General features: G+C 71.8%; 18 protein-coding genes. 17 read left to right on the top strand and 1 reads right to left on the bottom strand.

The window, feature by feature from the left end; all coding sequences use genetic code 11:
* Window positions 1-133 precede the first annotated feature (133 nt).
* The 9 genes from ACIQE0_RS06695 to ACIQE0_RS06655 all read left to right on the top strand — a co-directional run bounded on the left by ACIQE0_RS06695 (window position 134) and on the right by ACIQE0_RS06655 (window position 10,628).
* A complete protein-coding gene (locus ACIQE0_RS06695) occupies window positions 134-1,582 on the top strand; it encodes a penicillin-binding protein 2 (RefSeq protein WP_366334611.1) in 1,449 nt (482 codons plus the stop codon).
* Window positions 1,583-1,662: 80 nt separating this feature from the next.
* The gene (locus ACIQE0_RS06690) at window positions 1,663-3,189 is read left to right on the top strand and encodes a bifunctional folylpolyglutamate synthase/dihydrofolate synthase (protein ID WP_402329535.1); all 1,527 of its coding nucleotides are present in this window, start codon (window positions 1,663-1,665) and stop codon (window positions 3,187-3,189) included.
* Between the two features lie 2 nt (window positions 3,190-3,191).
* A complete protein-coding gene (locus ACIQE0_RS06685; protein WP_366334615.1) occupies window positions 3,192-3,542 on the top strand; it encodes a DUF4233 domain-containing protein in 351 nt (116 codons plus the stop codon).
* A gap of 99 nt (window positions 3,543-3,641) precedes the next feature.
* Window positions 3,642-4,055 (top strand): nucleoside-diphosphate kinase, encoded by a 414-nt coding sequence (gene ndk / locus ACIQE0_RS06680; protein WP_366334617.1) that lies wholly within the window; start codon window positions 3,642-3,644, stop codon window positions 4,053-4,055.
* 297 nt (window positions 4,056-4,352) lie between these two features.
* On the top strand, window positions 4,353-5,372 hold the full coding sequence (locus tag ACIQE0_RS06675; protein ID WP_366334722.1) for a rod shape-determining protein: 1,020 nt from the start codon (window positions 4,353-4,355) through the stop codon (window positions 5,370-5,372).
* Between the two features lie 231 nt (window positions 5,373-5,603).
* Complete coding sequence (gene mreC, locus ACIQE0_RS06670) at window positions 5,604-6,533, top strand: rod shape-determining protein MreC (RefSeq protein ID WP_366334619.1); 930 nt, start codon at window positions 5,604-5,606, stop codon at window positions 6,531-6,533.
* A 3-nt stretch (window positions 6,534-6,536) separates the two neighbouring features.
* Window positions 6,537-7,226, top strand: a complete 690-nt coding sequence (gene mreD, locus ACIQE0_RS06665; protein ID WP_366334621.1) for a rod shape-determining protein MreD — start codon at window positions 6,537-6,539, stop codon at window positions 7,224-7,226.
* A 49-nt stretch (window positions 7,227-7,275) separates the two neighbouring features.
* Window positions 7,276-9,417, top strand: coding sequence for a penicillin-binding protein 2 (gene mrdA / locus ACIQE0_RS06660; RefSeq protein ID WP_366334623.1), 2,142 nt, complete (start codon window positions 7,276-7,278; stop codon window positions 9,415-9,417).
* Complete coding sequence (locus ACIQE0_RS06655) at window positions 9,414-10,628, top strand: FtsW/RodA/SpoVE family cell cycle protein (RefSeq protein ID WP_366334625.1); 1,215 nt, start codon at window positions 9,414-9,416, stop codon at window positions 10,626-10,628. Before mrdA ends, ACIQE0_RS06655 begins: the two co-directional genes overlap by 4 nt.
* Window positions 10,629-10,644: 16 nt before the next feature.
* Here the strand turns inward: ACIQE0_RS06655 and ACIQE0_RS06650 are convergent, their stop codons facing one another.
* On the bottom strand, window positions 10,645-11,088 hold the full coding sequence (locus ACIQE0_RS06650; RefSeq protein ID WP_402329531.1) for an ATP-binding protein: 444 nt from the start codon (window positions 11,086-11,088) through the stop codon (window positions 10,645-10,647).
* A gap of 154 nt (window positions 11,089-11,242) precedes the next feature.
* On the opposite strand from ACIQE0_RS06650, the gene ACIQE0_RS06645 reads away from it, so the two are divergent.
* From ACIQE0_RS06645 to obgE, 8 genes are all read left to right on the top strand, one after another.
* Complete coding sequence (locus ACIQE0_RS06645; RefSeq protein WP_402329529.1) at window positions 11,243-12,817, top strand: CHAD domain-containing protein; 1,575 nt, start codon at window positions 11,243-11,245, stop codon at window positions 12,815-12,817.
* An 89-nt stretch (window positions 12,818-12,906) separates the two neighbouring features.
* Complete coding sequence (locus ACIQE0_RS06640) at window positions 12,907-14,829, top strand: TIGR03960 family B12-binding radical SAM protein (protein ID WP_402329527.1); 1,923 nt, start codon at window positions 12,907-12,909, stop codon at window positions 14,827-14,829.
* 102 nt (window positions 14,830-14,931) lie between these two features.
* Window positions 14,932-15,465 carry a GNAT family N-acetyltransferase gene (locus ACIQE0_RS06635; protein ID WP_402329525.1) on the top strand — a complete coding sequence of 178 codons (534 nt, stop codon included), beginning with the start codon at window positions 14,932-14,934 and terminating at the stop codon, window positions 15,463-15,465.
* Window positions 15,466-15,724: 259 nt separating this feature from the next.
* A complete protein-coding gene (locus ACIQE0_RS06630) occupies window positions 15,725-16,549 on the top strand; it encodes a TIGR03936 family radical SAM-associated protein (RefSeq protein WP_366334635.1) in 825 nt (274 codons plus the stop codon).
* A gap of 218 nt (window positions 16,550-16,767) precedes the next feature.
* On the top strand, window positions 16,768-20,466 hold the full coding sequence (locus ACIQE0_RS06625; protein ID WP_402329523.1) for a ribonuclease E/G: 3,699 nt from the start codon (window positions 16,768-16,770) through the stop codon (window positions 20,464-20,466).
* 248 nt (window positions 20,467-20,714) lie between these two features.
* Window positions 20,715-21,035: a 50S ribosomal protein L21 gene (gene rplU, locus ACIQE0_RS06620; RefSeq protein WP_366334638.1), complete on the top strand. Its 321-nt coding sequence runs from the start codon at window positions 20,715-20,717 to the stop codon at window positions 21,033-21,035.
* Window positions 21,036-21,049: 14 nt separating this feature from the next.
* Entirely contained in the window at window positions 21,050-21,307 is a 258-nt protein-coding gene (gene rpmA / locus ACIQE0_RS06615; protein WP_366334640.1) for a 50S ribosomal protein L27, read from the top strand.
* A 186-nt stretch (window positions 21,308-21,493) separates the two neighbouring features.
* A complete protein-coding gene (gene obgE / locus ACIQE0_RS06610; protein WP_366334642.1) occupies window positions 21,494-22,930 on the top strand; it encodes a GTPase ObgE in 1,437 nt (478 codons plus the stop codon).
* Window positions 22,931-23,081: the final 151 nt, after the last annotated feature.

Here is a 23,081-nt window from a genome sequence, read left to right as displayed (position 1 = left end):
TCTGATCGCTCACACCCGGTGGTGCGCGGTTCTCATGACGCTCTCATGAAGGCGAGGCACGGTGGACCGGAATGCCGGAGTTCCGGTGGAAGCACCGTGTCCGGTCCCGTCCCAGCCGCGAGGAGCCGTGCCCATGAACAAACCCCTGCGACGGGTCTCGGTCTTCTGCCTCTCCATGATCCTGGTGCTGATGGGCTGGGCCACCTGGATCCAGGGCGCCAAGGCCAGCGACTACCGGGAGAACCCGCACAACCCGCGGGTGAACATCGCCAAGTACGGGGCGCCGCTGGGCAACATCCTCGTCGACGGCCAGCCGGTCACCGGTTCCGCCGCCACCTCCTCCTCGCTCAAGTACAAGCGCACGTACACGGACGGCCCCCTCTACGCACCGGTCACCGGCTTCTCCTCGCAGATCTTCGGCAGCACCCAGTTGGAGAGCCTCTACGGCGGCCTGCTCGGCGGCACCGACAGCCGGCTCCAGAACCCCGCCGACACCCTGCTGCACGAGCGTCCCAAGGCCGGCGACGTGTCCACCACCATCGACCCCAAGGTGCAGAAGGCGGGCTACGAGGCGTTCGGCGGCAAGACCGGTGCGGCCGTCGCCCTGGACCCGGCGACCGGCCGGATCCTGGGCATGGTCAGCACCCCGTCGTACGACCCGGGGAAGTTCGCCGGGTCCACCGCCGCCGACCAGCAGGCGTGGCAGGCGCTGACGAACGACAGCGGCCAGCCCAACCTCAACCGCGCGCTGCGCCAGCCGCTGCCGCCCGGCTCCACCTTCAAGCTGGTGGTCGCCGCCGCCGCGCTGGAGAACGGCCTGTACTCCTCCGTGGACCAGCCCACCAGCAGCCCCGACCCGTACACCCTCCCGGGCACCCGCACCCCGCTGACCAACGAGAACGCCTCGGCGCCCTGCCAGAACGCCACCATCCGCACCGCGCTCCAGTACTCCTGCAACACCGTCTTCGCGAAGATCGCCGTCGACCTGGGCAAGGACAAGGTGCGGGCGCAGGCCGAGAAGCTCGGCTTCAACGACGCCAAGCTGGATGTCCCGGTGCGCGCCACCACCAGCGTCTACCCCAAGGACATGGACCAGGCGCAGACCGCGCTCTCCGGCATCGGCCAGTTCGATGACCAGGCCACCCCGCTCCAGATGGCGATGGTCGCCTCGGCGATCGCGGACGGCGGCGACCTCAAGACCCCGCAGCTGGTCGACAAGCTCACCGACGGCGGCGGCAACACCCTCCAGCAGAACGGCCCGAAGACCTACCGCAAGGCGATGTCGGCCCGCACCGCCGAGCAGCTCCGCTCGGCGATGCAGACGGTGGTGAACCAGGGCACCGGCTCCAACGCGAAGATCGACGGGGTGACCGTCGGCGGCAAGACCGGCACCGCCCAGCACGGCGTCGACAACAGCGGCACCCCCTACGCCTGGTTCGTCTCGTACGCCGACGACGGCAAGGGGCACAAGGTCGCGGTGGCGGTGATGGTCGAGGACGGGCACGCGGCCCGCAACGAGGTCTCCGGCAACGGCCTGGCGGCCCCGATCGCCAAGGCGATGATGCAGGCGGCGCTGTCCTGACGGGCGCGGCGGCGGCCGCCCCGGCGGGGAGCGGGGGCGGCGCAGGCCGGTTGTCGGTGGTGCCTCGTAGACTTGTCGTCGTGAGCGAGCGCCCCCAGAACGACGAGCCCGACCCGACTCCCGAGCCCTCCGACGCCTTCGACGAGATGGTCGAGGCCGAGACGCACAGAGACCCCGATCTCGCGGTGATCGAGGCCGGCAGCCGGACCCTGCGCGCGCAGGCCGGACCGCCGCAGGGGGACCAGATCCCGGCCCGCCCCGCCGACCCCGAGGTCGACCGCGTGCTGCGCGCCGTCGAGGAGGAGCTGGCCGGCCGCTGGGGCGAGACCAAGCTCGACCCGTCCCTGGAGCGCATCGCCGCGCTCATGGACATCCTGGGCTCCCCGCAGCGGGCCTACCCCTCCATCCACATCACCGGCACCAACGGCAAGACCAGCACGGCCCGCATGATCGAGGCGCTGCTCGGCGCCTTCGAGCTGCGCACCGGCCGCTACACCAGCCCGCACATCCAGTCCGTCACCGAGCGGATCAGCCTCGACGGCAGCCCGATCTCCGCCGAGCGCTTCATCGAGACCTACCGCGACATCGCGCCGTACGTCGAGATGATCGACGGCCGGCAGCAGTACCGCCTCTCCTTCTTCGAGGTGCTGACGGCGATGGCGTACGCCGCGTTCGCCGACGCCCCGGTGGACGTCGCGGTCGTCGAGGTCGGCATGGGCGGCACCTGGGACGCGACCAACGTCATCGACGCGGATGTCGCGGTGATCACCCCGATCTCCCTGGACCACACCGACCGCCTGGGCGAGACGCCCGAGCAGATCGCCGGCGAGAAGTCCGGGATCATCAAGAAGGACGCCACCGTCGTACTGGCCCAGCAGCCGGTGGACGCGGCCTCGGTGATGCTCAAGCGCGCCGTCGAGGTGGACGCCACGGTGGCCCGCGAGGGCATGGAGTTCGGCGTGCTCTCCCGTGAGGTGGCGGTCGGCGGCCAGATGACGACCCTGCGCGGGCTGGGCGGCGAGTACCCGGACGTCTTCCTCCCGCTGCACGGCGCCCACCAGGCGCACAACGCCGCGGTCGCGCTCGCCGCCGTCGAGGCGTTCTTCGGCGTCGGCGCGGGCCACGCCCGCACGCTCGACATCGACATCGTCCGCTCCGCGTTCGCCTCGGTCTCCTCGCCCGGCCGGATGGAGGTCGTCCGGCGCAGCCCCACGGTGGTCCTGGACGCCGCGCACAACCCGGGCGGCGCGCGGGCCGCGGCCGAGACGGTCGCCGAGGCGTTCGACTTCAGCCGCCTCATCGGGGTCCTCGGCGCCAGCGACGACAAGGACGTCCGGGGCGTGCTGGAGGCGTTCGAGCCGATCTTCGCCGAGGTCGTGGTGACGCGTAATTCCAGCCAGCGCGCGATGGACCCGGACCAGCTGGCCGCCATCGCGGTGGAGGTCTTCGGCGCCGAGCGGGTCCAGGTCGAGCCGCGGCTGGACGACGCGCTGGAGGCGGCGATCACCCTCGCCGAGGAGGAGGGCGAGTACGCCGGCGCCGGCGTACTGGTCACCGGCTCGGTGTTCACGGTCGGCGAGGCCCGGCTGCTTCTGGGAAGGAACTGACCATGCGCACGCTGTGTGCCAGCACCCTGATAGGGGAGTTCTTCGTGATCGGCTTCGCCGGTCTGGTCGCGATGCAGCTCACCGACATCCCCCGGGCCACCATCTGGATCGTCAGCGGTGTCGGGATGCTGCTGAGCGTGCTGCTGTGCGGGATGCTCTCCCGCCCCGGCGGTGTGCAACTGGGCTGGGCTCTGCAGATCTTGCTGATCGCCAGCGGTCTGATCGTCCCGACGATGTTCTTCCTCGGCGCGGTGTTCGCCGCGCTGTGGTGGGCCTCGGTCCACTTCGGCCGCCAGGTGGACGCGGCGCGGGCGCGCTTCGCCGCGCAGGCGGAAGCCCCGGCCGCGAGCTGACCGGCGTTGCCCCGGCACCGCACCCGACCACCTACGCCCCCGCGCCCAGGCGATAGCCTGGCGCCGCCGACCGTCCTCCAGACACCAGGGAGTCCCTCCGTGAGCCAGCGCACCCTCGTCCTCCTCAAGCCCGATGCCGTCGAGCGCGGTCTGGTCGGTGAGATCATCCGCCGCATCGAGCGCAAGGCGAACTGGACGATCACCGCGCTGGAACTGCGCACCCTCGACCGCGAGGTGCTGGAGCAGCACTACGCCGAGCACGTCGGCAAGCCCTTCTACGAGCCGCTGGTGGAGTTCATGTCCTCCGGGCCGGTCGTCTCACTGGTCGTCGAGGGCGAGCGGGTCATCGAGGGCGTCCGCGCGCTGGCCGGCCCCACTGACCCGATTGCCGCGCCCAGTGGGTCCATTCGTGGGGACTTCGGGACGATCACCCGGGAAAATCTGATCCACGCCTCGGATTCCGAAGAGTCCGCCGAGCGCGAGATCAAGATTTTCTTCCCCGGCATTTCCTGACGCAACGTCAACGCCCAACCCCCTTGTGACCAGGGGCGACCGATGAAATCATCGGCCGCCCCTCGGTGTATACGGCGGTCGCGGGGGAACGCGTTCCCGCGACACGACGTCACCATTAAGGGGGGCGGGTGCGTGTACGGCCGACAATGGCTGGGCGGCCTCCCGACGTGTTCGAGTGGGAACACTACGAACTACGATGGAGGCTTCCCGCGCCGCACGGCGCATCACCTCCTGCCGACCTCAAAGTAAGCATTCGCTCCAGTTGGGAAGGCCAGACGTATCCTCATGGGGAACAACATGTCGTTCATCGGCCGTGACATGGCTGTCGACCTCGGGACCGCCAACACGCTGGTGTACGTCAGGGGCCGCGGCATCGTCCTCAACGAGCCGTCGGTCGTGGCCATCAACACCAACACCGGCGGCATCCTGGCGGTCGGCGCCGAGGCGAAGAAGATGATCGGCCGGACACCCGGCAACATCGTCGCCGTGCGGCCCCTGAAGGACGGCGTGATCGCCGACTTCGAGATCACCGAGCGGATGCTCCGCTACTTCATCCTCAAGATCCACAAGCGGCGTTACCTCGCCCGCCCGCGGGTGGTGGTCTGTGTTCCCTCCGGTATCACGGGAGTTGAGCGCCGCGCGGTCATCGAGGCGTCGACCCAGGCCGGCGCGCGCCAGGTGCACATCATCGAGGAGCCGATGGCCGCCGCGATCGGTTCCGGTCTGCCGGTCCACGAGGCCACCGGCAACATGGTCGTGGACATCGGCGGCGGTACCACCGAGGTCGCGGTGATCTCGCTGGGCGGGATCGTCACGGCCCAGTCCATCCGGGTCGCCGGCGACGAGTTGGACAACGCGATCATCCAGCACATCAAGAAGGAGTACAGCCTCCTGCTGGGCGAGCGCACCGCCGAGTCCATCAAGATCACCATTGGTTCGGCGTACGACCTGGAGCAGGACGAACACACCGAGATCCGCGGTCGCGACCTGGTCTCCGGGCTGCCCAAGACCGTCGTCATCTCGGCGGCGGAGGTCCGCAAGGCCATCGAGGAGCCGGTCAACTCCATTGTCGACGCGGTCAAGACGACCCTCGACAAGTGCCCGCCGGAGCTGTCCGGTGACGTCATGGACCGCGGCATCGTTCTGACCGGTGGCGGTGCGCTGCTGCGCGGCCTCGACGAGCGGCTGCGCCGCGAGACGGGCATGCCGATCCACATCGCCGAGGACCCGCTCGACTCCGTCGCGCTCGGTTCCGGCAAGTGCGTCGAGGAGTTCGAGGCGCTCCAGCAGGTCCTGGACGCCCAGCCGCGCCGCTGACCCTCCCGGTCCCGGCCCGTCGCGAGGGCGCCATGCGCCGTTCGCCCGGGTCGGGCACCAGAAACGGCCGATCCGCCCGCGGATCGCCGTTCCCCGGCGCAACGCCCCCACAGACACGGTGCACCGACGATTCACCATCGCCCGTTACAGCAAGGCAGAATGCTCAACCCCCGAACGAGACCGGCGGGCGCAGCCGGCCGGTCCTTACGAGGAAGGACACGGCCGCCGCACGTGAGGGACACACGAGAGAGCCGGCTGCTGCTGGTGCTGCTGATCGCGATCGCGTTCGCGCTGATCACGGTGGATATCCGCGGCGGCGAACAGTCCCCGCTCGACGGTGCCCGGCAAGCCGCCGCCTCCGCCTTCGGACCGGTCGAGCGCGGCGTGGCCCGCGTCGTCAACCCGGTCGGCAACGCCGTCAGCGCGGTACGGGACTCCGACGAACGCCACAACCGCATCCGCCAGTTGGAACACGAGAACGCCGCCCTGAAGCTGAAGCTCGGCACCCCGGACCGCAACCGCAGCCGCGCCGCCGAGCTCGACAAGATCCTCAGGACCGCGGCCGCCGGCCAGTACGCCATCAAGGGCGCCGAGGTCATCGCCATCGGGTCCGCGCAGGGCTTCTCCTGGACCGTCACCATCGACGCCGGCAGCCGCGACGGCATCGCCCGCGACATGACCGTCCTCAACGGCGACGGGCTGGTCGGCCGGATCACCACCGTCACCGCGCACACCTCCACCGTCCTGCTCGCCGCCGACCCGGAGTTCACCGTCGGCACCCGGATGGAGAAGACCAACGAGATCGGCTTCGCCAACGGCCAGGGCGTCCGCTCGCTCCGCGTCCAACTGCTCAACGGCAGGGCCGACGTCAAGAAGGGCGACCGGCTGGTCACCTTCGGCTCCAGCAAGGACAAGCCGTTCGTGCCCGGGGTGCCGGTCGGCACGGTCGCCAAGGTCGAGCCGCTCGACGGCGATCTGACCCGGACCCTCCAGATCCGGCCGTTCGTCTCCTTCTCGTCGCTCGACGTCGTCGGCATCGTGGTCCAGCCGCCGCGCCATGACCCGCGGGACACCGTCCTGCCGCCCCCGGTCAAGCCCCGGCCGACGCCGACGGTCACCGTCACGGCGACCCCCTCCGCGAGCGCTTCCCCCAGGAGCTGACCGATGCGCATCAACCGGATCCTGCTCGCCACCCCGCTGGTGGTGGTCGCCCTGATCGTCCAGGTCGGCGTCCTCGCCAGACTCCATCTGCCGGGCGCCGTACCGGACTTGCTGATGCTGGTCGTGGTCGGCCTGGCCCTGGTCTACGGGCAGGTCGGCGGCTCGCTCATCGGCTTCGGCGCCGGGCTGCTCGCCGATCTCGCCCCGCCCGCCGACCACGCCATCGGCCGGTACGCACTGGTCCTGTGCGTCATCGGCTACGCCGCGGGCCTGACGAAGCCGGACGGCGGCCAGCACCGCTCGGCGACCCTGCCGCTGATGGTCGTGCTCGGCTCCGCGATCGGCTCGACGCTGCTGTACGCCGGGGTCGGCTCACTGGTCGGCGACACCGCCGCCCGGCACGTCGGCCTGGTCGGGCTGCTGCTCAGCGCCACTCTCTACGATCTGCTGCTCGCCCCGTTCACCGTTCCGCTGGTGATGGCGGTGGCGCGCAGGACGGAACACGATCCGCTGGCCGCGGACTCCGGCGGCGCGGTGGCCGGCCGGCAGCCGGCGTACGGCTGGCTCGCCACCGGCACCGGTCTGAAGGCCAGCCGCGGCGCGATGAAGGCGATCCGCACCGGCCGGGTGCCCAAACCGGCCCGGGGCGGACGCAAGGGCATCAAGGGCATCAAGGGGGTCAAGCGGCTGTGAGCGCCCACCCGTCACCCGACCACCACCCGTCTTGGAGGCGCTGCGCGCCATGAGCAATATTCCGGAGACGGGAAGGACCTCCCGGGTCACCATCCGGCTGATCGCCATTCAGATCCTGGTCTTCTCGCTGCTGGCGACGCTCGGCGGCCGGCTCTGGTACCTCCAGATCCGCAACGGCCAGGAGTACGCCGCCAAGGCCAAGTCCAACCACGTCCAGCAGGTCATCGAGCCCGCCACCCGCGGCTCCATCCTCGACGCCCGCGGGGTGCCGCTGGCCGACAACCAGACCCGGCTCGTGGTCTCCGCCAGCCGCACCGACCTGCTGCGGATGAAGGACGGCGGCAAGGCCGTGCTCGCCCGGCTGGCGCAGGTGCTGGGGATGTCGACGCGGGACATCCACAACAAGGTCCGGCTCTGCGACGCCAAGACCCCGCAGCCCTGCTGGAACGGCTCGCCCTACCAGCCGATCCCGATCACCGACAAGGCCACCACCCAGCAGGCCCTGCAGATCCGCGAGCGCTCCGAGGACTTCCCCGGTATCAGCGCCCAGCCCACCGCCGTCCGCCGTTACGCGGCCCCCGGCAAGGCCAACACCGCCCAGGTCCTGGGCTACCTCTCGCCGGTCACCGACGAGGAGATCCAGAAGGCCAAGGACGGCCCCTCGCCGCTGCTGCGCTCGGACCAGATCGGCCGCTCCGGGCTGGAGCGGGAGTACGACAACTACCTGCGGGGCAAGGCCGCCGTCACCCGCTACGAGGTCGACAACCTCGGCCGGGTCATCGGCCAGGCCGAGAGCGACAAGGGCCAGGCCGGCTCGACCCTGATCACCAGCATCGACGCCCGCGTCCAGGCCCTGGCGGAACAGCAGCTCGACCAGGCCATGAAGGCCGCCCGCACGCAGATGGACAAGAACACCGGCACCAACTACAAGGCCGACTCCGGTGCCGTGGTCGTCATGGAGGCGAAGACCGGCCGGGTGGTGGCGATGGCCTCCAACCCCACCTACGATCCCAACTCCTGGGTGGGCGGGATCTCCGGCAAGGACTACGCCAAGCTCACCGGCAAGGCCTCCAACTACCCGCTGCTCAACCGCGCCATCCAGGGGCAGTCCGCCCCCGGCTCGATCTTCAAGGTGATCTCGACCTCGGCCGCGGTCAACGCGGGCTACTCCTTCAAGGGCCCCTACCCCTGCACCAGCTCGTACAGCATCGGCGGGCAGGTCTTCAAGAACTTCGAGGGCGAATCCCAGGGCGACATCAGCCTGGGCCGGGCGCTGGAGGTCTCCTGCGACACCGTCTTCTACCGCCTCGGGCACGAGGAGTGGCAGAAGGACGGCGGGGACAAGCCCAGCAAGAACCCCCGCGACTGGTTCTACAAGACCGCCCACCAGTTCGGCCTCGGCAAGGAGACCGGCATCGACCTGCCCAACGAGGTCAAGGGCCGGGTCCCCGACCGCCAGTGGAAGAACGCCTTCTGGGCGGCCAACAAGGACAGTTGGTGCGCGCACCCCAAGGACGCCGACGACTATGTCTCCAAGCTCGCGCGGGAGAACTGCCTCGAAGGCATGAAGCTGCACGCCTACGACTCGATCAACTACGCCATCGGCCAGGGCGACACCCTGGTCACCCCGATCCAGATGGCGGCCATCTACGGGGCACTGGCCAACGGCGGCACGCTCTTCACCCCCTCCGTCGGCAAGGCGATCGTCAGCCCCAGCGGCAAGAAGGTGCAGATGATCAAGCCCCGGTCGCACGGCCGGCTGCCGGACAGCCCGCAGACCCTCCAGCAGATCGACGCCGCGCTCCAGGGCGTGACCGAACGGGGCACCGCCGCCTGGCGGTTCCAGGGCTGGCCGCAGGACAAGATCCCGATGCACGCCAAGACCGGTACCGCCGAGGTCTACGGCAAGCAGACCACCTCGTGGTTCGCGACGTACACCAAGGACTTCACGATCGTGATGACCATCTCCCAGGGTGGTACCGGATCCGGTGCCTCCGGCCCGGCCGTCCGCAACATCTACAACGCGCTCTACGGCGTCGACGACCAAGGCGGGATCGACCCCAAGGCGGCGCTGCTGCCCCACCCGGAGAGCAAGCTGCCCAAGATCGAGAGTGACGGCACCATCCCCGCCCAGCCCATCAAGCCGCCGTCCAGCCCCGCGCCGTCCCCCTCCGGGAGCCCCCAGCAGTGACCACACCGCTCTTGTCCCGGACCTTCTCCGTCCGCCGCTACGGCCCCGACCAGAGCGTCTGGGGCCGGCTGACGGCACGCGACTCGGTGGTGCGCCGGCTGGACTGGATACTGCTGGTGTCCTGTCTGGTGCTCTCCCTGCTGGGCTCGCTGCTGGTCTACTCGGCCACCCGCAACCGCACCGAACTGAACAAGGGCGACCAGTACCTCTTCCTCGTCCACCACCTGCTGAACACCGCGATCGGCATCGGGCTGGCGGCCGGCACCATCTGGCTGGGCCACCGCACCCTGCGCGGCGCCGTCCCGTTCTTCTTCGCCGGCGCGGTGCTGCTGGCGGTGCTGGTGCTGACGCCGCTGGGCGCGACCATCAACGGCTCGCGCTCCTGGCTGGCGATCCCCGGCGGCTTCTCGCTCCAGCCCGCCGAATTCACCAAGATCACCATCACGCTGGGCATGGCGATGATCTTGGCCGCCCGGGTCGACGCCGGCGACCGCCCGCACCCCGACCACCGCACCGTCCTCCAGGCGCTCGGCCTGGCCGCCATCCCGGTGGGCGTGATCCTCCTCATGCCCGACCTCGGCTCGGTGATGGTCCTCGGCGCCGTCATCCTCGGCGTGCTGCTCGCCAGCGGCTGCTCCAACCGCTGGATCCTGGGGCTGCTGGGCACCGGCGTCGTCGGCTGCCTCGCCGTCTGGCAGCTCGGGCTGCTGGACGAGTACCAGATCGCCCGGTTCGCCGCGTTCGCCAATCCGAGCCTGGACCCGGCCGGCGTCGGCTACAACACCAACCAGGCCCGGATCGCCATCGGCGGCGGCGGGCTGACCGGCTCCGGCCTCTTCCACGGCAGCCAGACCACCGGCCAGTTCGTCCCCGAGCAGCAGACCGACTTCATCTTCACCGTCGCCGGCGAGGAGTTGGGCTTCCTCGGCGCCGGCTTGATCATCTTCCTGCTCGGTGTGGTGCTGTGGCGGGCCTGCCGGATCGCCCGCGAGACCGGCGAGCTCTACGGCACGATCGTGGCCGCCGGCATCATCGCGTGGTTCGCCTTCCAGGCCTTCGAGAACATCGGCATGACCCTGGGCATCATGCCCGTCACCGGGCTGCCGCTGCCGTTCGTCTCCTACGGCGGCACCTCGATGTTCGCGGTGTGGATCGCGATCGGGCTGCTGCAGTCGATCCGCGTCCAGCGGCCGGTCTCCGCCTCCCGCTGACCCGCGGCGCCGGGCCTCAGCGCCCGGTGTGCAGCTCGAACCACAGGGACGTGGTGTGCGCCGGCCCCTCGAACGGGGTCGTCCCCCAGTCGTCGGCGAGCCGGCTGATCAGCAGCAGTCCGTGCGCGGGGTCGCGGTCGCCGGGCGCCGGGGCGGGGGAGGGGAGGGCCGCCCCCTCGTCGTGCACGCTGATCCGCAGGCCGTCGGCCGCGGTCAGCACCCGCAGCAGGATGTCCGCGGTCCCCGGCGTGCGGAGATGGGCCCGGGTGACCGCCTCGGAGGTGAGGAGCACGGCGGTGTCCCGCAGCGCGGTGAGCGGGCCGCGGCGCAGCACCGCGCGGACGAAGTCCCGGGCGGCCTTCGGGACGGTGGGCCGGCTCGGCGCCGTGAGCAGGTACGGACGGGCGCCCGTCGCGACGCGGAGGGGGGGCCGGGCGACGGCTGCGGTGTCGGGGTGCACGGTTTCTCCCGGTGTCGATCGAGCCGATAGCCACGCTGCGTGGACGGCTTGTCACACACCGTAAGACACCGTGTGTCGGCGGTGCCACCCACTCCGGATGCGGACCGGTACCGGACGGCTGGTCGGGCGCGGTGCGGCTGACTAGATTCGATGCATGGCGGACACCGTGCGGGAGATCGAGCGGAAGTACGAGGCGGGCCGGTCCGCCGACGCCGTCCCGCTACCCGACCTGACCCGCGCCGACCAGGTCGCGAGCGTGGTGGAGGGCCCCACCGAGACCCTGGACGCCGTTTACTACGACACCGCCGACCAGTGCCTCGCCGCGGCCCGGATCACCCTGCGCCGGCGCACCGGCGGCCCCGACGAGGGATGGCACCTCAAACTCCCGGTCGCCCTCCCCGAGATCACCGCCTCGGTGCGCGACGAGATCCGCGCCCCGCTCTCCGGCACCCCGCCCCCCGAACTGACCGCGCTGGTCCGCTCCCGGACCCGCGACGCCGCGCTGCTCCCCGTCGTACGGCTGCGCACCCGGCGCACCGCCCACCTCCTCCGGGACGCCGCCGGCGCGCCGCTCGCCGAGCTCGCGGTCGACGACGTACGGGCCCGGCGGCTGCACCCGGAAGGGGCGGGGGAGGTCCGCTGGCGGGAGATCGAGGTCGAGCTCGCCTCCGAGGGCGACGCCGGCGAGGGGCTGCTGGACGCGGTCGAGCGGTTGCTCGTCGAGGCCGGCGCGCGCCCCTCGGCGGCGCCGTCCAAACTGGCCCGCGCGCTGGTCGAGACCGCGCCCGAAGGGGCCGCGCGGCCCGCCGCCGAGGAGGTCGGCGGTACGGACGGGGACCGCGGCCGCACCGCCGGGGACGTCGTGCTCCGCTACGTCCGGGCGCAGGTCCGCGCGATCGTCGAACTGGACCCGGCGGCGCGGCGCGACCTGCCCGACGCGGTCCACCAGATGCGGGTCGCCACCCGCCGGCTGCGCAGCGCCTTCCGCTCGTACACCGCGGTGCTCGACCGGACCGTCACCGAACCGCTCGGCGACGAACTCAAGTGGCTGGCCGCGGAGTTGGGTGCCGGGCGGGACCAGGAGGTGCTGACCGACCGGCTCACCGCCGCGCTGGCGGAGGTGCCCAGGCCCCTGCGGCTGGGGCCGGTCTCGGCCCGGCTGCGCACCTGGTCGGTCCGGGGCCGCGCCGGCGCCCGCGGCCGGCTGCTCACCGCCCTGGACGGCCCGCGCTACCTCGCCCTCCTGGAGGACCTGCACGCCCTGCTCGGCGCCCCGCCACTGCGCGCCCCCGCCGCCCGCCCCGCGCCCCCCGTCGTCGCCGGCGCCGTCCGCAAGGACTACCGGCGCCTGGCCCGCCGCGTCGAGGCCGCGCTCGCCGCCCCCGCCGGACCGGTCCGCGACGAGGCCCTGCACCGCGCCCGCAAGGCCGCCAAGCGCACCCGGTACGCGGCGGAGGCGGCCGATCCGGCGCTCGGCGGCCCGGCCCGGAAGTTCACCCGGCGCACCAAGCAGATCCAGCAGCTCCTCGGCGACCACCAGGACAGCGTGGTCGCCCGCGCCGCCCTCCGCGACCTGGCGGCCCAGGCCCACCGGGCCGGTGAGAGCGGTTTCACCTTCGGCCTGCTCTACGGCCGGGAGGAGGCCCGGGCGGCCGCGGGGGAGCGCGAGCTGCCGGATCTGTGGGCGCGGGTCTCGCGCCGGAAGTACCGGGACGCGCTGCGGGGGTGAGGAGGGGGCCGGGCCGCCGTCCGTCCGAGAGGCGGCCCCGAGCGGGTTACGCTTGTGAGTCGCCCCTTGTCAGCCCATGAAGGTTCGAGATGTCCGAGTCGGTGTTCCCGCAGCTCGAAGCCCTGCTCCCGCATGTACAGAAGCCGATCCAGTACGTCGGTGGAGAACTCAACTCCACGGTCAAGGACTGGTCCAGCTGCGACGTCCACTGGGCGCTCATGTACCCCGACGCGTACGAGGTAGGGCTGCCCAACCAGGGCGTCATGATTCTCTACGAGGTGCTCAACGAGCAGGAGGGCGTCCTCGCCGAGCGCACCTACAGCGTCTGGCCTGACCTCGAGGCGCTGATGCGCGAGCACAAGGTGCCGCAGTTCACCGTCGACAGCCACCGGCCCGTCGGTGACTTCGACGTGTTCGGCCTGAGCTTCTCCACCGAGCTCGGCTACACCAACATGCTCACCGCGCTGGACCTGGCCGGCATCCCGCTGGAGGCCAAGGACCGCACCGAGGACCACCCGCTGGTCCTGGCCGGCGGCCACGCCGCCTTCAACCCCGAGCCGATCGCCGACTTCCTCGACTGCGCGGTCGTCGGCGACGGCGAGCAGGCCGTCCTGGACATCTCCACGATCATCCGGGCGTGGAAGGCCGAGGGCCGCCCCGGCGGGCGCGACGAGCTGCTCTTCCGCCTGGCGAAGACCGGCAACGTCTACGTCCCCAAGTTCTACGACGTCGAGTACCTGGCCGACGGCCGCATCTCGCGCGTCGTGCCGAACCGTTCCGGCGTCCCGTGGCGGGTCTCCAAGCACACCGTCATGGACCTCGACGAGTGGCCCTACCCTAAGCAGCCGCTCGTCCCCCTGGCCGAGACCGTCCACGAGCGGATGTCGGTCGAGATCTTCCGTGGCTGCACCCGCGGCTGCCGTTTCTGCCAGGCCGGCATGATCACGCGTCCCGTCCGGGAGCGAAGCATCACCGGCATCGGCGACATGGTGGACAAGGGCCTGAAGGCCACGGGATTCGAGGAGGTCGGCCTGCTGTCGCTGTCCTCCGCGGACCATACCGAGATCGGCGACATCGCCAAGGGCCTCGCCGACCGGTACGAGGAAGACAAGATCGGTCTGTCGCTGCCGTCGACCCGCGTCGACGCCTTCAACATCGATCTTGCCAACGAGCTGACCCGCAACGGGCGCCGCTCCGGCCTGACCTTCGCCCCCGAGGGCGGCAGCGAGCGGATCCGCAAGGTCATCAACAAGATGGTCTCCGAAGAGGACCTGATCCGGACCGTCGCCACCGCCTACGGCAACGGCTGGCGCCAGGTGAAGCTCTACTTCATGTGCGGTCTGCCGACCGAGACCGACGACGACGTGCTCCAGATCGCGGACATGGCGATCAACGTCATCGCCAAGGGCCGCGAGGTCTCGAAGTCCAACGACATCCGCTGCACGGTCTCCATCGGCGGTTTCGTCCCCAAGCCGCACACCCCCTTCCAGTGGGCCCCGCAGCTCTCCTCCGAGGAGACCGACGCCCGCCTGGCCAAGCTCCGCGACAAGATCCGCGGTGACAAGAAGTACGGCCGCTCCATCGGCTTCCGCTACCACGACGGCAAGCCCGGCATCGTCGAGGGCCTGCTCTCCCGCGGCGACCGCCGGATCGGCGCGGTCATCCGCGCCGTCTACGAGGACGGCGGCCGCTTCGACGGCTGGCGCGAGCACTTCTCCTACGACCGCTGGATGGAGTGCGCGCAGAAGACGCTGCCCGACTTCGGCGTGGACGTCGACTGGTACACCACCCGCGAGCGCACCTACGAGGAGGTCCTGCCCTGGGACCACCTCGACTCCGGCCTCGACAAGGACTGGCTCTGGGAGGACTGGCAGGACGCCCTCGACGAGACCGAGGTCGAGGACTGCCGCTGGACCCCGTGCTTCGACTGCGGCGTCTGCCCGCAGATGGACACCGAGATCCAGATCGGCCCGACCGGCAAGAAGCTGCTCCCGCTGAGCGTGGTGAAGTAACGCACGGAGTCCCACCCGTGCCTCCGGCCCGGCCCCGTTTCGTCGCGGGGACCGGGCCGGAGGCATGTCCGCCGAAGGGTGCGCTCGCGCAGAATGACGGCCATGGCCCCGCAGTTGAGCGCACCCACGGTCCGTGTCCATGACTCCTTCCTCGCCGCCATGGCGGAGTTCCGCGCGGAGGGCGTGCACCGCTCCTCGCACTCCAGCCTCGGCCGCGAACTGCGGACCTGGCACACCCGCTGGCCGTCCGCCGACGGTTTCGCCGCCTACGTCCACCGGACCGGCGCGGTCGCGCTGGACGAGCGGGCCGACGGCGCGGTCCCGGTGTCCACGTTCTGGTGGCTGGACGGCGACGCCTACCTGGGACGGATCACCGTCCGGCACCGGCTCACCCCGTCCCTGCACGCGTTCGGCGGCCACATCGGCTACGCGGTGCGCCCCACCGCGCGCCGCCAGGGGCACGCCACCGCGATGCTGCGCGCCGTGCTGCCGCACGCGCACCACCGGCTGGGCCTCGATCCGGTGCTGGTGACCTGCGACGACACCAACGCCGGCTCGCGCCGGGTGATCGAATCGTGCGGCGGGGTTTTCGAGGACCGCCGGGCGGAGAAGCTTCGGTATTGGATCTCCGCGTGAGGTGCGGTGTCCGGGCCGCCGGCGGCCCACCCGTCCGAATGGATTTCGGTGGACGGACGGGGCCGCGGAAAGCGGCCGGGACGCCCCGGCGGGAACCGGCCGGGGGCACGGCACGTACTCTAGGTAAAGACGTCCGGGCACGATGTGTCCCCGCCCACGCGGGGATGATCCGGACGGGGCGGCGCCAGCCGCGCCCTTATACCAAGGAGAAGTAACACTGGGCAAGCGACAGCCCGAAGGCCCGCCGCCCGCACCGGCGGTGCAGCGCATCCGACTGCGCTACACCAAGCGCGGCCGCCTCCGGTTCACCAGCCACCGCGACTTCCAGCGCGCTTTCGAGCGGGCGCTGCGCCGCGCCGAGGTCCCCATGGCCTATTCGGCGGGCTTCACCCCGCACCCCAAGGTGTCGTATGCCAACGCCGCACCGACCGGCACCGGCAGCGAGGCCGAGTACCTGGAGATCCAGCTCACCGCGCAGCGGGACCCGGAGTCCCTCCGCGCGCTGCTCGACGCCTCCCTTCCGTCCGGACTCGACGTCACCGACGCCGTGGAGGCCCGCACCAGCGGCCTCGCCGACCGGCTCCAGGCGTCGGTATGGGAGATCCGGCTCGACGGGGTCGCCCCCGAGGAGGCAGGGCGCGCCGTCGAGGCGTTCCTCGCCGCCGAGGAGGTCCCGGTCGAGCGCCGCACCAAGAACGGCATGCGGACGTTCGACGCCCGCGGTGCGGTGGCGCGACTCGAGGCCGTCCCGGCCGAGGGTCGTGCAGGTGCCCCGATCCCGGGCGATAGGCCCGACAGCAATGCCTGTGCGATACTGCGGCTGGTTGTTCGGCATCTGACACCTGCCGTTCGACCCGACGACGTCCTGTCCGGCCTCCGGGTTACGGCCGACCTGGCGCCGCCGGTCCCCGCAGCGGTGACCAGGCTGGCGCAGGGGCTGCTCGATGAGGAGACCGGCACGGTGACCGACCCGTTGGCGCCCGACCGCGACGCTGCCACGGCCGCTTCATCAACGGCCGCCGGGCTGAGTACCGCGAAGGCGCAGAGCGGGGCCCCGGCCCATTCCGGGGACGGCACTGCGTAGGACGCGTCGACGCGTCGCCGGTCGACCAGGGTCCACACCCCGGTTCGGCGGACGCAACCGACCAGGAGACTTTCGCCGGCCCGGACCACGGGTCCGGCGAGCGAGACGACAGCTCCCGTGCGGCGCCCGCGCCTCCGGAGAGCGGAACCGCGCTCATCACGCGGTCCGCGGCCGGAATCAGGCGTGGCGCCCGGGAGCGTGACGGGAGAACCGCCCGCATGCTCGAATCTATTGAGCCCAAGGAATCCACGCGGTCCGCGGACCGCGCTGGCGACAACGAAACCTCCCCCAGCGACACGCTGCCGCCGCGCCGCCGGCGCCGTGCGGCGTCCCGGCCGGCCGGCCCGCCGGTCGCCGCGGCCGCCGAGACCACGGTCGTGAGCAGCGACCCGGCGGCCGGTGCCGGTGCGGCACCCGCCGCGACCCCCGCTGCCGCGGAGACCCCCGCGCCCGCCGCCGAGGAGCGGCCGGCCCGCCCGCGCCGCCGGGCGACCCGCAAGGCGACCTCCGCGGCCGGTTCCCCGGCCGCCGCCGCGACGTCGGAGCAGCCCGCCGAGGCGCCCGCCGCTGCCGCCGAGGCCCCTGCCGCGGTTGTCGAGGAGGAGGTGCGTCCGACGCGAGCGCGTCGTCGGGCCACCCGTAAGGCGACGGCTCCGGCCGGTGCGCCGCAGTCCGCCGAGGAGGCGCCGGCCACCGCTCTCGCGGAGACCCCCGCGCCCGCCGCTGCCGAGGAGGAGCCCCGTCCGGCCCGTGCGCGCCGCCGCGCCACCCGCAAGGTGAGCGCCCCGGAGCCGGTCGTCGAGGAGCCCGCGGCCGAGGAGGAAGAGGAGGCGGCTGCTGCCGTCACCGAGGCCCCTGCCGCGGTTGTCGAGGAGGAGGTGCGTCCGACGCGAGCGCGTCGTCGGGCCACCCGTAAGGCCACGGCTCCGGCCGGTGCGCCGCAGTCCGCCGAGGAGGCGCCGGCCGCCGCGCAGCCGGCCGCCGAGGAGCCCGCCGAGGCGCCGCAGCGCCGGACGCGTCGCCGTGCCGAGCAGTCGGCCGCCGAGGCGCCCCGTGCCGAGAAGAAGGCCGAGAAGAAGGCCGAGTCCGAGGCTCCGGCCCGGTCCCGTCGCCGGGCGCAGCGTCCGCCGACGGCCGTCTTCCAGGCGCCGGTCTTCGCCGAGCCGATGTTCCAGACGCCGGAGAGCGCCGCCGCCGCGCACGCCGCTGCCCGCCAGGCGGAGACGGTCGAGCAGCCTCAGGAAGAGGTGTCCGCGGCCGCCTCGCGCCGCCGCCGTCGCCGCCGTGGTGAGCCCATCGCCGCGGAGCAGGTGGCTCCGGCGCAGGTCGAGGAGCCGGTGGTCGAGGAGGCCCCCGAGGTCGAAGAGGCCGCCGAGGTCGAGGAAGAGCACGTCGAGGCCGTCGGCGAGGAAGAGGGCGAGCGTCCCTCGCGCCGGCGTCGCCGGGGCGGCCGCCGCCGTCGTCGCGGTGAGGCGGCCGAGGGTGCCGAGGAGCAGCCGGCGGAGGCCGAGGAAGAGGCCGAGGGCGAGGAGCTGGGCGCCGAGGCGGAGGCCGAGGCCGAGGCCGACGAGGCCGCGATGAGCACCAGCAGCAGCCGTCGTCGTCGGCGTCGCCGCCGGCGCAGCGGTGAGCCCGGCGAGGCCGAGACCGCGCACGCCGACGACCCCGAGCGCACCGTCGTCAAGGTCCGCGAGCCCCGCAAGAAGGACGAGGGCACCGGCGCCGACGAGGTCCAGTCCATCAAGGGCTCGACGCGCCTGGAGGCCAAGAAGCAGCGCCGCCGCGAGGGGCGCGAGCAGGGCCGCCGCCGGGTGCCGATCATCACCGAGGCGGAGTTCCTGGCGCGCCGGGAGGCCGTCGAGCGCGTGATGGTGGTCCGCCAGAGCGGCGAGCGCACCCAGATCGGCGTCCTCGAGGACAACGTGCTCGTCGAGCACTTCGTCAACAAGGAGCAGGCCACCAGCTACGTCGGCAACGTCTACCTGGGCAAGGTGCAGAACGTCCTGCCGTCGATGGAGGCCGCCTTCGTCGACATCGGCAAGGGCCGCAACGCCGTGCTGTACGCGGGCGAGGTCAACTTCGAGGCGCTGGGCATGGCCAACGGGCCGCGCCGCATCGAGACCGCGCTGAAGTCCGGCCAGTCCGTCCTGGTGCAGGTCACCAAGGACCCGATCGGCCACAAGGGCGCCCGCCTGACCAGCCAGGTCTCGCTGCCCGGCCGCTACCTGGTCTACGTGCCCGAGGGCTCGATGACGGGTATCAGCCGCAAGCTCCCGGACACCGAGCGGGCCCGGCTGAAGCAGATCCTCAAGAAGATCGTCCCCGAGGACGCGGGCGTCATCGTGCGCACCGCCGCCGAGGGCGCGAGCGAGGACGAGCTGCGCCGGGACGTCGAGCGGCTCCAGGCGCAGTGGGAGGAGATCCAGAAGAAGGCGAAGGCGTCCTCCACCAGCTCGCCGAGCCTGCTGTACGGCGAGCCGGACATGACCGTCCGGGTCGTCCGCGACATCTTCAACGAGGACTTCTCCAAGGTCATCGTCAGCGGTGACGACGCCTGGGGAACCATCCACGGCTACGTCTCGCACGTCGCGCCGGACCTCGTCGACCGGCTCCAGAGGTGGACCTCCGAGGTCGACGTCTTCGCGACGTACCGGATCGACGAGCAGCTGATGAAGGCGCTGGACCGCAAGGTCTGGCTGCCCAGCGGCGGTTCGCTGGTGATCGACAAGACCGAGGCCATGGTCGTGATCGACGTCAACACCGGGAAGTTCACCGGCCAGGGCGGCAACCTCGAGGAGACCGTCACCCGGAACAACCTGGAGGCGGCCGAGGAGATCGTCCGTCAGCTGCGGCTGCGGGACCTCGGCGGCATCGTCGTCATCGACTTCATCGACATGGTCCTGGAGTCCAACCGCGACCTGGTGCTGCGGCGCCTGCTGGAGTGCCTGGGCCGGGACCGCACCAAGCACCAGGTGGCCGAGGTCACCTCGCTCGGCCTGGTCCAGATGACCCGCAAGCGGGTCGGCCAGGGGCTGCTGGAGTCCTTCTCCGAGCAGTGCGTGCACTGCAACGGCCGTGGTGTGCTCGTCCACATGGACCAGCCGTCGGCCGGTGGCGGCAAGCGCAAGAAGAAGGGCAAGGCCGGGGCGAACGGCGCTCAGCCGGAGCAGCCGGCCGAGGTCGAGGCGCCGACCGCTCCGGTGGAGCCGGTGCCCGCCGAGGAGGCGCCCGAGCTGGAGCCGGTCGCGGTGACCGAGGCCCAGTTGCAGCCGGTGGTGGCCGGTGCCGACGAGTGGTTCAGCAGCCCCGCCGAGGCCGAGGCCGCCGCTGGCGGCCGGGGCCGCAGCCGTCGCCGGGCGAGCCGGAAGGTGTCCGCGCCGGCGGGCGCGCCCAAGGTGTCCCAGGAGGCCGCCGCGATCGTGGTGCCGGTCGCCGAGCCGGAGCCGGAGAAGGCCCCGGAGCCGGTCGCCGAGGCGCCCGCGGTGGTGGCCGAGCCCGCGCCTGCGCGTCCGCGTCGTCGGGCCACCCGCCGGGTGTCCGCGCCGGTGGGCTCGCCTTCGAGCGTCGATGAGGCCGCGGGGACGATCGTGATCTCCGCACCGGCGGCCGAACCGGTCGCCGAGCCCGTCGCCGCACCGGCCGAGGCGCCCGCCGAGGCTGCGGAGGCCGCCGAGCCGGCGCCCGCGGCGAAGAAGACCACCGCGAAGAAGGCGGCGGCGAAGAAGACCACCGCCAAGAAGACGGCGGCGAAGAAGACCACGGCCAAGAAGACGGCGGCGAAGAAGACCACCGCCAAGAAGGCCGCGGCCAAGAAGACCACCGCGAAGAAGACGACGACGAAGAAGGCGGCGGCCAAGAAGACCGCGGCCGCCGAGCAGCCCTCGGCCCCGTCGGTGTCCGCTTCCGCGGAGGACTGAGCAGTGCCCGGCCCCGGGTCGTCCCACGGCGACCCGGGGCCGGTTTGACCCCCTGGTCAAGGCCCCGTAACCTTGACCGTCGGTGTCTGTCCATCGGACACCGACACTTCTGAGCACACACCTCTCGGCCCCGCCGAGGGAGGCCGCTCGTCCACCCGTCATCCACGGGTCGGATTCCACGGGACGTCCCTGAGCCCGTGAGAGCAGCTGGCATCAGAGGATCGAAACCTAGCGAGAGAGAGTTCCGCGTGTACGCGATCGTGCGCACCGGCGGCCGTCAGCAGAAGGTTGCTGTCGGCGACGTCATCGAAGTTGACCGCATGGCCACCAGCAAGGTCGGCGACACCGTCGAGCTCTCGACGCTGCTGGTCGTCGACGGCGACGCGGTCACCAGCGACCCGTGGGTGCTGGCGGGCGTGAAGGTCCAGGCCGAGGTCGTCGACCACCACAAGGGCGACAAGATCCGGATCCAGAAGTACAAGAACAAGACCGGTTACAAGAAGCGGATCGGCCACCGCCAGCTCCACACGGCGCTGAAGATCACCGGCATCGACGCTCCGGCGAAGTAAGGGACTGAGGAGACATGGCACACAAGAAGGGCGCATCGTCCACTCGGAACGGTCGCGATTCCAACGCTCAGCGGCTCGGTGTGAAGCGCTTCGGCGGTCAGACCGTCCTCGCCGGTGAGATCCTGGTCCGCCAGCGTGGCACCCACTTCCACCCGGGCACGGGCGTCGGTCGCGGTGGCGACGACACCCTGTTCGCCCTGCAGCCCGGCGCGGTGCAGTTCGGCACCTTCCGCGGCCGCAAGGTCGTGAACATCGTCCCGGTCGCCCAGTAATTCGGGCGTAGGACGCACGTCGACAGCACGTCAGGGGCGGACCGCCTCTTCCCGCGAAAGCGGGAAGACCGGTCCGCCCTTGGCGCGTTATGACGAAGACATTCCCGTGTACGCGCGGCAAGCCGGGCGCACGCGGACATCCCGCTCACTACGCGGACAACCCCGCTGATCTGGAGGCATCCCACCATGACCACCTTCGTGGACCGCGTCGAGCTGCACGTCGCCGCGGGTAACGGAGGCCACGGCTGCGCCTCCGTCTACCGGGAGAAGTTCAAGCCGCTCGGCGGCCCCGACGGGGGCAACGGCGGCCGCGGCGGTGATGTGATCCTGGTCGTCGACCAGGACGTCACCACGCTCCTCGACTACCACCACCACCCGCACCGCAAGGCCACCAACGGCCAGCCCGGCGCGGGCGACAACCGCGAGGGCAAGAACGGCAAGGACCTGATCCTGCCGGTGCCCGACGGCACGGTCGTCATGGACCGCAACGGCGAGGTGCTGGCCGACATGGTGGGCCAGGGCACCCGGTTCGTCGCCGGCCAGGGCGGCCGCGGCGGGCTCGGCAACGCCGCGCTGGCCTCCGCCCGCCGCAAGGCCCCCGGCTTCGCGCTGCTCGGCGAGCCCGGCGAGGGCCGCGACATCGTGCTGGAGCTGAAGACCGTCGCGGACGTCGCGCTGGTCGGCTACCCGAGCGCCGGCAAGTCCTCGCTGATCTCGGTCCTCTCGGCCGCCAAGCCGAAGATCGCGGACTATCCGTTCACGACGCTGGTGCCCAACCTCGGCGTGGTGACCGCCGGTTCGACGGTCTACACCATCGCCGACGTCCCCGGTCTGATCCCCGGCGCCAGCCAGGGCAAGGGCCTGGGCCTGGAGTTCCTGCGGCACGTCGAGCGCTGCGAGGTGCTGGTGCACGTCCTGGACACCGCCACCCTGGAGTCGGACCGCGACCCGGTCTCCGACCTCGACGTCATCGAGGCGGAGCTGGCCCAGTACGGCGGCCTCGGCGACCGGCCGCGGGTGGTCGTCCTCAACAAGGTCGACATCCCCGACGGCAAGGACCTCGCCGACATGATCCGCCCGGACCTGGAGGAGCGCGGCTACCGCGTCTTCGAGGTCTCCGCGGTCGCCCGCCAGGGCCTGAAGGAGCTGTCGTACGCCCTGGCGGACATCGTCGCCAAGGCCCGCGCCGCCAAGCCCGTCCAGGAGGCCACCCGGATCGTGATCCGCCCCAAGGCGGTCGACGACGCGGGCTTCACGATCACCAAGGAGGCCGACGGCCTCTTCCGCGTCCGCGGCGAGAAGCCCGAGCGCTGGGTCCGCCAGACCGACTTCAACAACGACGAGGCGGTCGGCTACCTGGCCGACCGGCTCAACCGCCTCGGCGTGGAGGCCGCGCTGCTCAAGGCGGGCGCCCGCGCCATGGACGGCGTCGCGATCGGTTCCGAGGACGACGCGGTGGTCTTCGACTGGGAGCCGTCGATGTCCGCCGGTGCGGAGATGCTGGGCCGGCGCGGTGAGGACCACCGCTTCGAGGCCCCGCGCCCGGCCGCCCAGCGCCGCCGCGACCGCGATGCGGCGCGCGACGAGGCGCAGGGCGAGTACGACGACTTCTCGCCGTTCTAGGACCGGTGACGTCGGGGCGGCCTCAAGGGGCCGCCCCGACGCCGTCCGACAACACAGCAGGCCCGGGAGGAATGTTCCTCCCGGGCCTGTGTGCGTCGTGGTGGACCGTGAGCGGCCCGCCGGCGGCTAGTGCCGCAACAGGCAGCGTTCG

This window comes from Streptomyces sp. NPDC093097 (genome assembly GCF_044754325.1).
Lineage (GTDB): Bacteria > Actinomycetota > Actinomycetes > Streptomycetales > Streptomycetaceae > Streptomyces.
This window is presented reverse-complemented; position numbering and strand designations above follow the sequence as displayed.